11 protein-coding genes are annotated in these 13,743 nt (G+C 70.4%); all 11 read right to left on the bottom strand.

Annotated features, from left to right (window positions below; all coding sequences use genetic code 11):
• Position 1: 1 nt before the first annotated feature.
• Entirely contained in the window at positions 2-1,378 is a 1,377-nt protein-coding gene (locus tag FHR56_RS05700) for a FliI/YscN family ATPase (protein WP_184502432.1), read from the bottom strand.
• Positions 1,375-1,998 carry a FliH/SctL family protein gene (locus FHR56_RS05695; protein WP_160947168.1) on the bottom strand — a complete coding sequence of 208 codons (624 nt, stop codon included), beginning with the start codon at positions 1,996-1,998 and terminating at the stop codon, positions 1,375-1,377. Before FHR56_RS05695 ends, FHR56_RS05700 begins: the two co-directional genes overlap by 4 nt.
• Positions 1,995-2,984, bottom strand: a complete 990-nt coding sequence (gene fliG, locus FHR56_RS05690; RefSeq protein WP_019797080.1) for a flagellar motor switch protein FliG — start codon at positions 2,982-2,984, stop codon at positions 1,995-1,997. The genes FHR56_RS05695 and fliG overlap by 4 nt, the downstream gene beginning before the upstream one ends.
• A gap of 10 nt (positions 2,985-2,994) precedes the next feature.
• Complete coding sequence (gene fliF / locus FHR56_RS05685) at positions 2,995-4,716, bottom strand: flagellar basal-body MS-ring/collar protein FliF (RefSeq protein WP_160947169.1); 1,722 nt, start codon at positions 4,714-4,716, stop codon at positions 2,995-2,997.
• 12 nt (positions 4,717-4,728) lie between these two features.
• On the bottom strand, positions 4,729-5,091 hold the full coding sequence (gene fliE / locus FHR56_RS05680; RefSeq protein ID WP_019797186.1) for a flagellar hook-basal body complex protein FliE: 363 nt from the start codon (positions 5,089-5,091) through the stop codon (positions 4,729-4,731).
• A gap of 253 nt (positions 5,092-5,344) precedes the next feature.
• The gene (locus tag FHR56_RS05675) at positions 5,345-8,869 is read right to left on the bottom strand and encodes a glycosyltransferase (protein ID WP_160947170.1); all 3,525 of its coding nucleotides are present in this window, start codon (positions 8,867-8,869) and stop codon (positions 5,345-5,347) included.
• A 264-nt stretch (positions 8,870-9,133) separates the two neighbouring features.
• Positions 9,134-10,375 (bottom strand): FkbM family methyltransferase, encoded by a 1,242-nt coding sequence (locus tag FHR56_RS05670; protein ID WP_237473152.1) that lies wholly within the window; start codon positions 10,373-10,375, stop codon positions 9,134-9,136.
• A gap of 184 nt (positions 10,376-10,559) precedes the next feature.
• Positions 10,560-11,177 (bottom strand): acetyltransferase, encoded by a 618-nt coding sequence (locus FHR56_RS05665; RefSeq protein ID WP_160947171.1) that lies wholly within the window; start codon positions 11,175-11,177, stop codon positions 10,560-10,562.
• Positions 11,174-12,313, bottom strand: a complete 1,140-nt coding sequence (locus tag FHR56_RS05660; RefSeq protein ID WP_160947172.1) for an aromatic ring-hydroxylating dioxygenase subunit alpha — start codon at positions 12,311-12,313, stop codon at positions 11,174-11,176. The genes FHR56_RS05665 and FHR56_RS05660 overlap by 4 nt, the downstream gene beginning before the upstream one ends.
• Positions 12,314-12,338: 25 nt before the next feature.
• On the bottom strand, positions 12,339-12,980 hold the full coding sequence (locus FHR56_RS05655; protein WP_160947173.1) for a NeuD/PglB/VioB family sugar acetyltransferase: 642 nt from the start codon (positions 12,978-12,980) through the stop codon (positions 12,339-12,341).
• Entirely contained in the window at positions 12,977-13,738 is a 762-nt protein-coding gene (locus tag FHR56_RS05650; protein ID WP_160947174.1) for an SDR family oxidoreductase, read from the bottom strand. Before FHR56_RS05650 ends, FHR56_RS05655 begins: the two co-directional genes overlap by 4 nt.
• Between the last annotated feature and the right edge of the window lie 5 nt (positions 13,739-13,743).

The following is a 13,743-nucleotide window of genomic DNA, read 5'->3' as shown; positions in this document are numbered from 1 at the left end:
CTTAGTTCTCGCGGTCGACCAGCCGCTTCAGGGCGGCCTGGCTGTGGGGCAGATCTGCGGCTTTGGCGACGTCCTGTCCGAGGAATTCCATGATCTCCGGCCAGCGCTCCAGCGCTTCGTCCACGGCCGGATCGTTGCCGCGCTGGTAGGCGCCGATGGTGATCAGGTCGCGGTTGGCCGAGTACGCGGCCACCAGCCGCTTCAGCGAACGGATGCGCAGGCGCCACGGCTCGTCGGCGATGTCCTGGACCACGCGGCTGACCGAGGATTCGACGTCGATCGCCGGGTACAGGCCGCTGTCGGCGACGCGCCGCGACAGCAGGATGTGGCCGTCGAGGATGGCGCGGGCGGCATCGGCGATCGGGTCCTGCGGGTCGTCGCCTTCGGTGAGCACGGTGTAGAAGGCGGTGATCGAGCCGCGGCCCTTGGCGCCGTTGCCGGCGCGTTCGACCAGCGCCGGCAGCTTGGCGAACACCGACGGCGGATAGCCGCGGGTGGTCGGCGGCTCGCCCACCGACAGGCCGATCTCGCGCTGGGCCTGCGCGAAGCGGGTCAGCGAGTCCATCAGCAGCAGCACGTTCAGGCCCTGGTCGCGGAACCACTCGGCGATGGCGGTGGCACGGTAGGCGCCGTGCAGGCGCGCCAGCGGCGGGCGGTCGGCCGGGGCGGCGACGACCACCGCGCGGCGCAGGCCTTCCTCGCCCAGGGTGGTCTCGACGAAATCGCGCACTTCGCGGCCGCGTTCGCCGATCAGCCCGACCACGATCACATCGGCGGCCGTGTAGCGGGTCATCATGCCCAGCAGGGTCGACTTGCCGACGCCGGAGCCGGCGAACAGGCCCACGCGCTGGCCGCGGCCGATCGGCAGCAGCGCGTTGATCGCGCGCACGCCCACGTCCAGCGGGGTGGTGATCGGTTCGCGCGCCAGCGGGTTGATCGACACGCCGGCCATGCCCACCGAGCCTTCGGCACGGATCGGGCCCTTGCCGTCCAGCGGCACGCCGTCCGAATCGATGACCCGGCCGAGCAGGCCTTCGCCCACTTCCACGCCGCCGCGGCGGTGCAGCGGCACCACCCGTGCGTTGGGCAGCAGGCCGTGGGTTTCGGCGCTTGGCATCAGCGAGGTGCGGTCGCCGGAGAAGCCGACCACTTCGGCATCGACCCAGCCGCCATCGACCTCGACCTTGCAGGTGGCGCCCATCGGCGCCTCGCAGCCGACCGCTTCCAGGGTCAGGCCGACCGCGCGGCGCAGGATGCCTTCGCGGATCAGCCCGCGGCCGGCGGCCGCGTCCAGGTCGAGCCGGCCCAGGCGGCCGGCCAGGCGCAGGTTGCGCGCATCCAGCCAGTCGCCGGGATGGGTGCCGGACAGGGCGCTCACAGGCCGGCTCCGGACTTGCGCATCACCGTTTCCAGGGCCGCGCGCAGGCGCGCTTCGAGGGTGCCGTCGATGCGCACCGATTCGGCGTGCACGCGCAGGTCGCCGCGGCTCAGGCTCAGGTCCGGCACCAGCCGGATGCCCTGGTCCATCATCGTCAGCAGCGGGGTCAGCGCGGCGATGTCGTCCGGGTGCAGGCGCACCTCGACGTCGCGGCGCGCGCCGCCGACCGCGTCCAGCGCCTCGGCGACCAGCTCCGACAGCAGCACCGGGTCGGCCTGGTAGGCGCGGCCGACCAGGCTGCCGGCGATGCGCACGGCCAGTTCGCCGAGCGCGCCGACCACTTCGTTCTCCAGCCGCGCCAGCGGCCGCGAGAAATTGTCCAGGATGCCTTCGATCTGCGCGGTCAGGCGGCGGATCTCGGCCTGGCCCTGGGCCAGGCCCTCGGCGTGGCCGCGCTCGAAGCCTTCGTGCTGGGCCGCGGCCTCGATCGCCTGGATCTCCTCCAGGCTCGGCGGACGCAGCACCGGCTCGTCCGGCAGGGCCTCCTCGTACGGCTGCGCCGCCGGCGGGGGCGGGGCATCGAGTTCCGGCGCCAGCCAGCGCACCACGTTGCCGTTCATACCATGGCCTCCGCACCGCTGCCGCCCAGGGCGATCACGCCTTCATCGGCCAGGCGCCGCACGATCGCCAGGATTTCCTTCTGCGCCGCTTCCACGTCGGACAGGCGCACCGGACCGCGCGCTTCCATGTCTTCGAGCAGGATCTCGGCGGCGCGCTGGGACATGTTCTTGGTGATCTTGTCGCGCACCTTGATGTCGGCGCCGCGCAGGGCCAGGCCGAGGCGGTCGCCGCTGACTTCGCGCAGCATGGTCTGCAGGGCGCGGTCGTCCAGCTCCACCAGGTTGTCGAACACGAACATCAGGTCCTGGATGCGGCTGCCCAGGTCGGCGTCGATCTTGCTGATCGCCGAGAGCACGCCCTGGTCGGCACCGCCGTCCAGGAAGTTGAGGATATTGGCCGCGACCTTGACCCCGCCGACGTTGGACGACTTCAGGTTCTGGTTGCCGGAGAACTGCCGCTCCATGATCTCGTTGAGCTCGTTGAGCGCGTGCGGCGGGATGCCGTCGAGGGTGGCGATGCGCATCAGCACGTCGGCGCGGGTGCGCTCGGGCAGCAGCTTCAGCGCCTCGGCGGCCTGGTCGCTGTCCAGGTGCGCCATCACGATGGCGATGATCTGCGGATGCTCGTTGCGCACCAGGTCGGCGATGGAGCGCGGATCCATCCACTTCAGGGTGTCCAGGCCGGTGGTGTTGCGGCCGAGCAGGATGCGGTCGATCAGGCTGCCGGCCTTGTCGGCGCCCAGCGCCTGCACCAGCACGTTGCGGATGTAGTCGTCGGCGCCCACGCCCAGCGAGGTCTTGCTGCCCAGCTCGGCGTTGAACTCCTCCATGACCTTCTCGACCTGGTCGCGCGAGATGCCGCTCAGCGTCGCCATGGCGATGCCGATCTTCTGCACCTCCTTGGGATCCATGTGCTTGAGCACCTCGGCCGCGTCGGCCTCGCCGAGCGACAGCAGCAGCACGGCGGCACGCTGGGTGCCATTCATTGCGTTCGCATCAGGCTTCACTGGCGACCCATCCCTTCACGACCTGCGCCACGCGCTTGGAATCCTGTTTGACCGCTTCGCGGGCCTGGCGCAACCGTTCTTCGTACGCGTCGGGCAGGGCGATGGCGGGGTTGCCGCCGGTGCCGCCGCTGAGGCTGGCGGTGTCCTCGCCCAGCGACGGCAGCAGCGGGTTGTCGTCGTCGAGCATCGACAGCTTGGCGTCGCGCGGCTCGTCGCCGTCGCGGTCGTGGCCCACGGCCGCGGCCGGCGCCGGGCCGGCGATCTGGCGCAGCGCCGGGCGCAGCACGCCGAACAGCAGCGCCAGCACCACCGCCGCACCCAGCAACAGGCGCGCGCCGTTCATCACCCGCGGATCTTCCCACCAACCTGGCTTGTCGTCCGCTTCCGGGGCCTGGCGGACGAACGGGGCGTTCATCACCGAGACGGTGTCGCCGCGTTCGGCGTTGAAGCCCACCGCCTGCTTGACCAGGCCTTCGATGCGGGTCAGCTCGGCGGCGCTGAGCGCCTGCTCGGTCATCTTGCCCTTGGCGCCCGGACGCATCACGTGGTCCACCAGCACCGCCACCGACACGCGCTTGATGCGGCCGGCCGGCTGCCGGGTGTGCTGCAGGGTGCGGTCCAGCTCGTAGTTGCGGGTGGCGCTCTTGGAGCTCTCGGTCGGCGTCGCGGCGGCGGTCTGCTGGGTGCCGGCCGTGCCCGGGGCGGGCGGGGCGCCGGTCGCGCCCGGCTGGCCCGGCGCGCTGCCCGGCGAGTTGCTGGTCGCGCCGGGCGCGCCCTGCGGGCCGCCGGTGCTGGTGCTGCTGTCGCTGACCTGCTCGCTGCGCAGCTTCGGCGGGTCGCCGTTGTACAGCTCGCGCGCTTCCTCGACCACCGAGAAGTCCATGTCCACGTTCACTTCCGGATTGACCCGGCCCGGGCCGGTCATCGGCTCCAGCAGTTCGCGGATGCGCTGGTTGTAGGCGCTTTCCTGGCGCCGCACCTGGTCGAACTGGGCGGCATTGAGCGCGGCGTCGCTGTTGGGGTCGGCGATGGTCAGCATGCGCCCGCTCTGGTCGACCACGGTGACGCGGTCCGGCGACAGGTCGGGGATGCTGGAGGCGACCATGTTGACGATCGCATCGACCTGGTTGCGTTCCAGGGTGGTGCCGCCGCGCAGTTCCAGCACCACCGAGGCGCTGGCGGCCTCGCGCTGACGGGTGAACGCGCTCGGCTTGGGGATGGCCAGGTGCACCCGCGCCTCGCGCACCGGGCGCAGGCTGGAGATGGTGCGCGCCAGTTCGGTTTCCAGGGCGTGCTGGTAGCGCGCGTTCTCCACGAACTGGCTGACCCCGAAGCCGGGATCCTTCTCCATCACCTCGAAGCCCATGTTGCCGTTGTCGGTCAGGCCGGAGCCGGCCAGCTTCAGCCGCGCGTCGTACAGCTTGTCCTCCGGCACGGTGATTGCGCCGGTGGCCGGGTCGAGCTTGAACGGGATCTGTGCGGTGCGCAGCAGGTCGGTGGCCTCGGCCGTGCCTTTCTCGTCCAGGCCGGTGTACAGCGGGGTGTAGGCCGGCTTCTGCGACCAGAAGAACACGAACAGGCCGGCCGCCACGGCCACCGCGATCATCGCCATCAGGCCGATGCGACGGGTGATCTGCAGGCTCTGCAGGCGGTCGAACCAGGCACCTGCCTTTTCGCTGCTGAACGTCTCTTTGCTGATCGCAAGCGCCATCGTCTTCTACCCTTACAGCGGCATGTTCATCACGTCCTGGTACGCCTGGACGAGTCGGTTGCGGACTTCCACGGTAGCGCGAAACGCCACCTGGGACTGTTGCGCGGCCAGCATCACCTTGGCCAGATCCGCGCTGGGGTCGCCCAGTTCGAAGGCCTTGGCGAGGTCGCCGGACTTCTGCTGGGCTTCGTTCACGCCGCCGATCGCGTTGCGCAGGGTCTCGGTGAAGCTCGGACCCTGCACGCCCTGGTTGCCGGTCAGGCCTTCGATCGCATTGCTGCGGCCGACATCGCCCACCCGCGTCTGCGCCGCCTGGCCGACCTGGCCCTGGTAGCTGCGGATCTGCGAAAGAATGGAGCTGATGGAGTCGCTCATACGGTGAAATCCCTGCCGGGAGACGGCTTGCCCGTATGCAATGCAAGCGGTGTGCCGAAACCGCATTCACCTGCTGCGCGGCTCACCAACACGGTGCGGGCGGGAAGGCCAGGCGGCGGCGACGGGTTCCCGGCGCCGGCAGCGTGGCCGGCACGGGCTGCGGTGCGGCGAGGTGTCGGCGGGTTGACGCTGTGCGCGGCGTCACGGTTGACGTCAAAGCCGCGCGGCGCTCTTGGGTTGCGGAGCGGCTGGGTCAGTCCGGCAGCCAGGCCGCGCGCCACTCCTCCAGGTTGTCGCCCTGCAGCAGCCAGTCGCGCTGCACCGCTGTGCGCAGGGCGGTGCCGGCCGCGGCCCGTGCGTCGGCGTCGGCCAGGTGCGCGCGGATCGCGTTCACCCAGTCGCGGAAGCGGTTCTTGACCAGGGTGACCGGCAGCGCGCCGTCGCGGTAGGGCGGCAGGTCGCTGGCCACCACCGGATAGCCGCAGGCGCCGTACTCGAGCAGGCGCAGGTTGCTCTTGCAGCGGTTGAACAGGTTGTCTTCCAGCGGTGCCAGCGCCAGGTCCAGCCCCAGCGCGGCCAGCGCCTGCGGATAGCGGGCGAAGTCCACGCCGTCGTGCACCTCATGCACATACCGGCGCAGCCGCGCCGGGCACAGGCCCATGAACACCCAGTGCACCTCGCCGGCCAGCGCCTGCACCACGTCGGCGATCAGCTCCAGGTCGCCGGTGTGGCTGAGCCCGCCGGCCCAGCCCACCCGCGGCTTGGTCGCGGCGGACGCCGCCGGTGCCGGCAGCGCACCCCACAGCTGCGGTTCCAGCCGGTTGCGCACCACGCGGATGTCGCCGTGCAGGCCGGCCAGCGCCTCGGCCAGGTCCGGGGTGGAGACGGTGATCCGGTCCACCAGCGTGGCGGCGCGCCGCAGCGAACGCAGCACGTCCTTGGGCATCTGCTCGCGGTGCGCGCTCTTGAGCGGCAGATTGGGCAGGTAATCGTCCAGTTCGTAGACCATGAAGGCATTGCCGAAACGGCGCATGCGCTCCATCCGCGCCAGTTCCGCATCGCCGACCCGGCGTTGCAGCACCACCACGTCGGCGCCGATGCGCTGCAGCTCCACCGGGTCGAGCAGGCGCGCGTAGTACAGGCCGTCGATCTGCGCGGTCGCGGCCAGCGCCTGGAACGGCTGGATCACCCGGTACTGGCCGCTGCCGAAGGTGTCGCCAGGATGCGCCAGGACCCTGGGCAGCGGCTTCCACGACAGCGGCTGCCAGGAGAACTCGGACTCGGTCAGCTGGAAGCCGCCGGGCTGGTCCAGGCCCAGGCTGGGCGAATACGCCGGATCCTGCGCCAGCGCCGGCAGCCAGCGCTGCAGCAGGGCGTCTTCGGCCGCCTCGCTGCGCGTGGCCGCGGCCGGCTGCAGCAGCAGCGCCTGCGGCGTCCACACGGTCCAGGCGCCGGCCGCCGCGGCACGCAGGCACAGGTCCACGTCGGCGCCGCCGTCGGCGAAGCCGGCCGCGTCGAATCCGGACAGATGCTCGAACAGCGCCCGCCGCACCAGCAGGCACTGTGCCGACACCGCGCTGTAGCGGTGCGCCACCTGCAGCCGGCCCATGTAGCCCGGCTGCGCCATCGCTTCGCCGGCGAAGGCGTGGCCGGCGCCGGCCAGCAGGCCTGGCAGCAGGCCGGCATGGGTGATGCGGCCATCGGCGGACACACCCTTGGCGCCGACGATGCCGACCTCCGGCCGCTGCGCGTGGTTCATCAGCGCGTGCAGCCAGCCGTCCTGCACCGCGGCGCTGTCGGCGTCCAGGAACAACAGGTATTCGCCCTGCGCCTGGGTGGCGGCAAGGTTGTGCGCCTCGGCCGGGGAGACCCGCTGTTCCAGTGCGAACACGCGGATGCGGCCGTTGCCCAGTTCGGCCACCGCCTGCATCCACGCGGTGATCTCCGGCGCCTGGCTGGCGTTGTCCACCAGCAGCAGTTCGTAGGCCGGGTAGGCGGTCTGCTCGAGCAGGCTGACCACCGCGCGCTGCAGCGCCGGCAGGTTGTTCTGTGCCAGCAGCACGATCGAGACCGGCGGCTGCCCGGGGTGGCCGTAGTCGATGCGGAACAGGCCGCCGTGCAGCGGCTCGACCGTGGCCTGCGGATAGCCGCGGGCCTGCAGGTGCGCCGCGATCGCACGCTGGCGCGCCTGGCTGCCGCCCTCGGCGCTGGCCGGCGCGGCGACCAGCAGCGGCTCGGGCAGGTGGGCGATGCCGTCGCCACCGTCACGCAGGAACAGGCGCAGGATCAGATCGAGCTCGCTGGCGCCGTCGTAGGCCGGATCGAAGCCGCCCAACGCCTGCACCGCGGTGCGGCGGAATACCCAGTGGCCGGCGGTGGCCAGCGGATTGCCCAGCAGCAGGTCCAGGTCCGGATCGGGCCGCAGCAGTGGCGCCAGGGTGTCTGCGTCCACGGCCAGCCACTCGTCCGCGTACAGCGCGTTGCATTGCGGCTGCTGCGCCAGTTCCAGCAGCAGCCGCAGCAGGCCGCCTTTGCAGAAACGGCTGCCGGCGGCCACGCGCAGGCACCAGTCGCTAGACGGCGCGGCGTCCAGGGCGGCATGCAAGGCCGCCGCATCGGCCTCGGGCGTCAGCGGCGGCAGGCCCCGGACTCGCGGGTCCGGCCACGCGGCGAGGGGCGCATCGCCCAGCACCAGCGCCTGCACCTGCGCGAACGGCGCGCCGTCCAGCAGCAGGCTGTCCAGGGTCGCCGCCAGCGCGGCGCGGTCGGCGCCGCGCGCGTCGACCAGCACGGCCAGCCGCGGGGCGCCGCCCAGCGCGGCAAGACGCGCATCGAGCAGGTCGCGTTGCGCCGGCGTCACCGTCCGCCGCGCCTGCCAGTCGCGCAGGGTAGCTTGCACGCAGACGCGCGCGTAGGCGTCCTGGATCGCCTGCAGCAGGTCCACCGGCACGCCCGGCCCGCCGCCCAACGGCGTCACCGTGACCTGGCGGACATCGCCATCGCCGCGGTACCAACCCATCGCACGCACGCCCTGGCGGAAATTGGCATGGCCCTGGTCGCCGATGCCGGGCTGGTCGCGGCCGGCCTGGCTGTATTGCTCTTCCGACACCCGGAACCGGGTCAGCGGCTTCGCCAGCAGCGCCAGGTGGCCGCGGTGCAGCAGCTTGGCGTACAGCGCCAGGTCGCCGACCCAGTTGATCACCTTGCCGGCCAGCGTCATCAGTTCGTCGCCGATCTCCAGCAGGTCGCTGCGCCGGCACAGCACGCAACTGGGCTCGCCGACGAAGTTGATGGTGTGGTCGGCCAGGAACGACAGCAGTTCCGGCCCGTCCAGCAGCACGTCGCCGGCGAACGGGAAGGCGGTCGCGGGGATGTCCTCCAGCGGCGCGCCATGGCTGTCGATGCGCTGCCGCCGCGAGGAGGCCAGCAGCACGTCCGGCGCGCTCTGCATCGCCGCGACCAGCGCGGCCACGCAGTCCGGCGCCAGCACATCGTCGTCGTGCAGGAACTTGACGTACTCGCCCTGGGCGAGGGCGATGCCGCGCGCGGTGCTGCCGAGTTCGCCGTAGCGCTCCGGATTGCGGTGGTAGCGGATCGGGAACGGGGCCGTGGCGGCGCGGCGTTCCACCACCTCGGCGATCGCCTCGGTGGGGTTGTCGTCGCAGATGACCAGTTCCAGCGCCGGATAGGTCTGGGCCAGTACGCTGTCGAGCGCCTGCTCGAAGTAGCGTAGCTTGTAGGCCGGCATGACCACGCTGACCAGGGGCGGGTGGGGCATGAACGATGGACCGTGTCGGAAGAGGAGCGGGGCGCACACTGCGCCCGATCCATCGCTGATGCAACAACCATGCCGGGCGTCGCGGAAACTGCCGCGGCGATGCCGTGGGCTCGGCAGCAGATCGGCCGGCAGATCGCAGTGCGGCGGCGAGAGATGCACCGGACCGGTCACCATGCCCATGTGCGGCGGGACGGCCGGCCTGGCATGCCTATCGCGGCATGGGTGCTGGCCCCAAGAAGCGCGACACGGCGGAACGTTCCGCGATCAATCCCATTCCACGTAGAGCACGGTGTCGTAGAAGTACAGCGAGTACTTGCGCAGGCGCAGCCTGGCGCCAGGCAGGATCCGGTCCAGTTCGGCGACGATGTCCAGCAGGTCGAGCGCGTGGTGATAGCAGGTGACGGCCAAGCGCGGGCGGCAGCGCCGGATCAGCTCGGTGGCGCCGCGAAGTACCAGCGGCTCGGCCCCTTCCACGTCCATCTTCAGCAAGGTGGCACGCTCGACAGCGTCGTCCAGGCGCAGGCAGTCCACACGCGCCGCGCCGCTGCCGTCGAGACGGCTGCCCATGGTGCCCTGTGCATCGAATGCCAGGGTGCCGGCGCTGTCGGCGACCGCCGCGTTGTACAGCGTGGTGCGGCCGCCATCCTCCGCCAATCCCTGCTGCAGGGCGGCATAGTTGGCCGGGTCCGGTTCGAATGCATGGATGGCCGCATAGCGGTTGCGGGCGGCGATGCGGAACTTGCGCACGGTATCGCCGTCGTAGGCGCCGATGTCCACATAGTGCTCGTCCGCGCCGATCCGGATCGGATGCGGGTTGCCGGAGAACACGGAGAAGTATTCCTGTTCGCCCGGACACAGCACCTCCAGCAAGGGCTGTCGATCGCCATTCAGCGCCATCTGCAACACCGCATCGAGCGTGCCTACGCTCAGGGCATCGGCGAGGCGAGCGCGCACGGCGTCGAACCGCTGGGCATGTGCCAGTGTCTGCGCGCGGGTCGTCGGTCCGGTCTGGTAGATCAGGGTCATGTCCAGCGCGTACATCAACTCCGGCAGATCGACATGGCGGCCGCCGACCTGTTGCACCAACTGCGCAAAGTGCAGCCAGGTCGGGATCGAATAGCCGCAATTGATTGCCGGGAGCTTCGTCAGTTGCGAATCGCGCCGCAGGGCCGCCGTCGGCAGTACGGTATCGAAACCGGCGACCGGCGTGCCTTGCGCATCCAGCACGTCGTCCACTGCGACGATCTGGATGCCGGGAGCCCTGGCGCGTAGTGCAGCGGCCGCAGCGGCGGCGAAGACGTTCCCCAGGTAGGAACTGGGGGCGAGGAACATCGCGCCACCGGCGCGCATGCAAGCATCGATCAGGTCCGCTTCGCGCTGAAGCGCGGCCAGAGGGTCGGTCATGGGTCCACTCGAAAGGGCACGCCTCGCAGGCGCGCGGGTACTGGAAAAACAGGGGTGGTCTGCGCGCCGCTCGGTAGCGCGGTCAGGCCGCGCGGCGATCAATGCAGGTGCCTGATCCTAGCGGAGCGCGCGATGCGTGCACCGTGCATGCATCCCAGGCTTGCGCCTTCGGGTGCAGAGAGCTCCTCTACGCTGAATCGGAAGACAGAACGCTGCCACGCCGCTGGTGCGGTGCAGCACGAGATCCGATCCTTGCGGCTGCCGCGCGCGTTGCGCGGCAGTGGCATCAACGCAGGATGCGGGCGCCGCCAGGCATCAGGGCATCGTAGAAACAACGGTCCTGCAATACGTCCGGCAGCGTGCCGGGCAGCAGCCATTCGCAGTGTCTGCCGATTCTGGCGCCGCTGCGGGTCATGCTGCCGCCCCCCAGTGTGCTGCCCTGGCCGATCTGGGTGCCGCGGCCCAGGTGCACGCCGGCGTGGAGGGTGACGCAGGCGCCGACGCGTACGTCCTGTTCGACGATCACCTGGCGTTCCAGCCAGCTGCCGGCGCCGATGCTGCTGCCGGCCGCCAGGTTGCAGCCCGGGCCGACATGCACGTTGCCGAGCAGGCGCACGCCGGCGTCGACATGCGCCTGCGGCCAGACCAGGTCGATGCTGCCGTAGCCGGCCAGGCGCACGTCGGCGAGCAGCTTGTGCCGCGACTGGTTGACCGCGCGTTCGTCCATGGCGACGAACACGTCGGTCGTGGCAGGCACATGGCTGGCACGCAGGGCGCCCAGGTCGAAGTTGTAGCGGTCCTGCGCGTCCAGGACGATGCCGACGTGCGCCAGGCCGCAGGCCTGCGCGGTGCGCTGCGCCTGCTCCAGCGCGTGGCCCTGGCCGATCAACACCAGCGTGTTCATGCCGGTTGCTCCAGCACGTTGGCGCGGTACCACAGGTGCTGGCGCACCAGTTCGGTCTCGTAGTCGCCGTGCATGAAGGGACGCGAATGCGCGCCCAGCCCCGCCTGCAGGCGTTCCAGCACCGCCGTATCCTCGGCGATCACCTGGTGCTCGATGCGCATCAGCGTGCTCAGCAGGGCGGTGAAATCGGTGCGTTCGTTCCTGCGCCGCGCAGTCGCCACCCACAGGTGGTAGTCGGTCTCGTGCGGCGAGACCGGATCGTACTGTTGCAGCACGAAGGAGTCGCCACGCACGCTGTAGAAGTTCACGTTCGGATACAGGAACCAGTTGTAGAACGCCGAGTCCTCGCCGTAGCGCTCGCACAGCGGCCGGTACCACTGGTCCTGTGCCGCGATCTCGGCCTTGGCCGGAAAGCTCAGCGCATGCAGCGGAGGGCACTCGGCCTCCTGCAGCAGTTGCTCCACTACCGAGGGTACGTCCGCCGGCCGCTCGATATGCGCCGACGGCTTGGGCGCCGCGGTCATCAGCGGATTGAAGGTCTTGGGATGGATGAACGGGACATGGTTGTAATCCTTCACGTTCTCCATGTTGAGCTTCCAGTTGTAGCGCACCCGGTGGCAGCTGTAGATCAGCTGCGAATCCACGTGCGATGCCGCCATGCGCAACGTCTCTAGGAACGCCGGCGCGAACTGTTCCTCCAGCGGCAGCGGCTGCGCGGCCATGTTCACGAACAACAGTTCGCCGACCTGCTGCACATGCAGTTTGGTCAGGCAGATGCCGGCCTTCTCTTCGGCGGTGAACTGGTACAGGCCGGAATTGGGCAGCCCGCGCAGTTCGCCCTCGGCGCCGAAGGACCAGGCGTGGTACGGGCACACCAGCGGGCGCTTGCCGTGCGATTCGATCTGGATCGCCGACTGCCGGTGCGGGCACTGGTTGAGGAAGGCGCGGATGCCGGCCTCGGTGCGCTGCACCAGCACCGGCACCCCGGCCACCTGGCGCGCGAAGAACTGGTTGCGCTCGCGCACCATGGAGGCGAAGCCGACGAAGATCCACAGCGTGCCGAACAGCCGCTGCTGTTCCAGGCGCAGGCTGTGCGGGCTGACGTAGTGCTCGGCATCGAGGGCGTGGCGGGTCATGCGGAACGGCGTCCTGAGTGTGGAGTCAACGGCTGAAGATGGTCCGCGCCGGATTCCCGGCGACGGTGACGTTGGGCGGGACGTCCTTGACCACCACGCTGCCGGCACCGATCACCGCGCCGTCGCCGATCGCGATGCCGGGCAGCACGGTGGCGTGGGGGTGGATGACCACGTCGTGGCCGATGCGCGCGCCGCCGCCGACGAACACGAAGTTGCCGATCTGCACGTAATCGCCGATCACCACATCGTGGCCGATGATGGTGGTGGCGAGGATGGTGACGAACTCGCCGATGCGGCTGTCTGCGCCGATCGACACACCGACCTCGAACAGGCTGCCGCGCCCGATCGGCGTCTCCGAGGCTTCGCGCAGGCGAGGGCGCAGCACCATGAAGTCGGCCCCGCGTTCCAGCAGCGGCTGGCTGTAGCGGCGGCGCGCGGCCGGATCGCCCAGCGCACAGACGAACAGGTCGCCGGGCGCCGGCTGGTAGGTGTCCGGGTCGCCGAGCAGCGGCCAGCGCAAGCCGGGCGCCAATGCGCTGCGGCTGTCCAGGAAGCCCTTGATGTCCCAGGCCTGGCCATAGTCCGGATCGTCGGCGCATGCCATCGCCGCCACGCCGCGGCCGAAGCCGCCGGCGCCGACGATCAGGACATGTTGCGGCACGGTCATACGTACTCCACGCCGCCATCCATGCTGAAGGCCTGGCCGGTCACCTTGCTGCTCGCCTGCGACAGGAAATACAGGCATGCCAGGGCGACGTCCTGGGGCGTGCCGATGCCCAGCGGATAACGCGCGCGGTTCTCCTCGAGCCAGGCCTTGTCCTCGCTGGTCAGCGGCGTTTCGACCAGACTCGGGCACAGGGCGTTGGCGCGGATGTTACGCCGCACCAATTCCAGTGCCAGCGGGCGCAAGGTGCCGATCAAGGCAGCCTTGGAGCCGGCATAGGGGCCCACGCCGACGGTGCCGGTGAGCGCGGCGATGGAAGACAGGAACACGATCGAACTGCCGGGGCGCAGCGACTGCCGCGCCAGCAGATGCCGGGTGAGCATCGTCGGCGCGATGTAGTTGATCGCCATCACTTCGTTGAGAAACGGTTCGCTGACCAGCTTCATCGGCGACAGGCCACGGATGCCGGCGCTGTGCACGACGCCATCGAGCGGGCCGCACTCGGCGGCGAGCCGTTGCACGGTGGCTGCCTCGCTCAGGTCGCCGGCGAACAGGCGATGGCCGTTGCCAGGCAAGGCGTCCAGCACGGCCTGCAGACGTGCCTGATCGCGTCCAGCCACGATCAGTTGCGCACCCGCGCCGGCGCAGGTCTTCGCGACCGCCTCGCCGATCCCCTTCGAGGCGCCGGTCACCAGCACGGCCTTGCCGTCCAGTCCATACAACCCACGCAGCAGCGCGGAGGGTTCGTCCAACAGGGACATCGGGG

Origin of the sequence: Xanthomonas sp. F10 (genome assembly GCF_014206815.1) — a bacterium.
Lineage (GTDB): Bacteria > Pseudomonadota > Gammaproteobacteria > Xanthomonadales > Xanthomonadaceae > Xanthomonas_A > Xanthomonas_A indica.
Note: the sequence above shows the minus strand (reverse complement) of the source record. Positions and strands in the feature narration are given on the sequence as shown.

What these genes read in the sequence shown, in the direction of transcription:
- FHR56_RS05655 (WP_160947173.1), bottom strand. Translation starts at nt 12,980, where the DNA reads ATGACCGTGCCGCAACATGTCCTGATCGTCGGCGCCGGCGGCTTCGGC.
- FHR56_RS05675 (WP_160947170.1), bottom strand. Translation starts at nt 8,869, where the DNA reads ATGCCCCACCCGCCCCTGGTCAGCGTGGTCATGCCGGCCTACAAGCTA.
- fliE (WP_019797186.1), bottom strand. Translation starts at nt 5,091, where the DNA reads ATGAGCGACTCCATCAGCTCCATTCTTTCGCAGATCCGCAGCTACCAG.
- FHR56_RS05650 (WP_160947174.1), bottom strand. Translation starts at nt 13,738, where the DNA reads ATGTCCCTGTTGGACGAACCCTCCGCGCTGCTGCGTGGGTTGTATGGA.
- FHR56_RS05660 (WP_160947172.1), bottom strand. Translation starts at nt 12,313, where the DNA reads ATGACCCGCCACGCCCTCGATGCCGAGCACTACGTCAGCCCGCACAGC.
- fliG (WP_019797080.1), bottom strand. Translation starts at nt 2,984, where the DNA reads ATGAATGGCACCCAGCGTGCCGCCGTGCTGCTGCTGTCGCTCGGCGAG.
- FHR56_RS05665 (WP_160947171.1), bottom strand. Translation starts at nt 11,177, where the DNA reads ATGAACACGCTGGTGTTGATCGGCCAGGGCCACGCGCTGGAGCAGGCG.
- FHR56_RS05695 (WP_160947168.1), bottom strand. Translation starts at nt 1,998, where the DNA reads ATGAACGGCAACGTGGTGCGCTGGCTGGCGCCGGAACTCGATGCCCCG.
- fliF (WP_160947169.1), bottom strand. Translation starts at nt 4,716, where the DNA reads ATGGCGCTTGCGATCAGCAAAGAGACGTTCAGCAGCGAAAAGGCAGGT.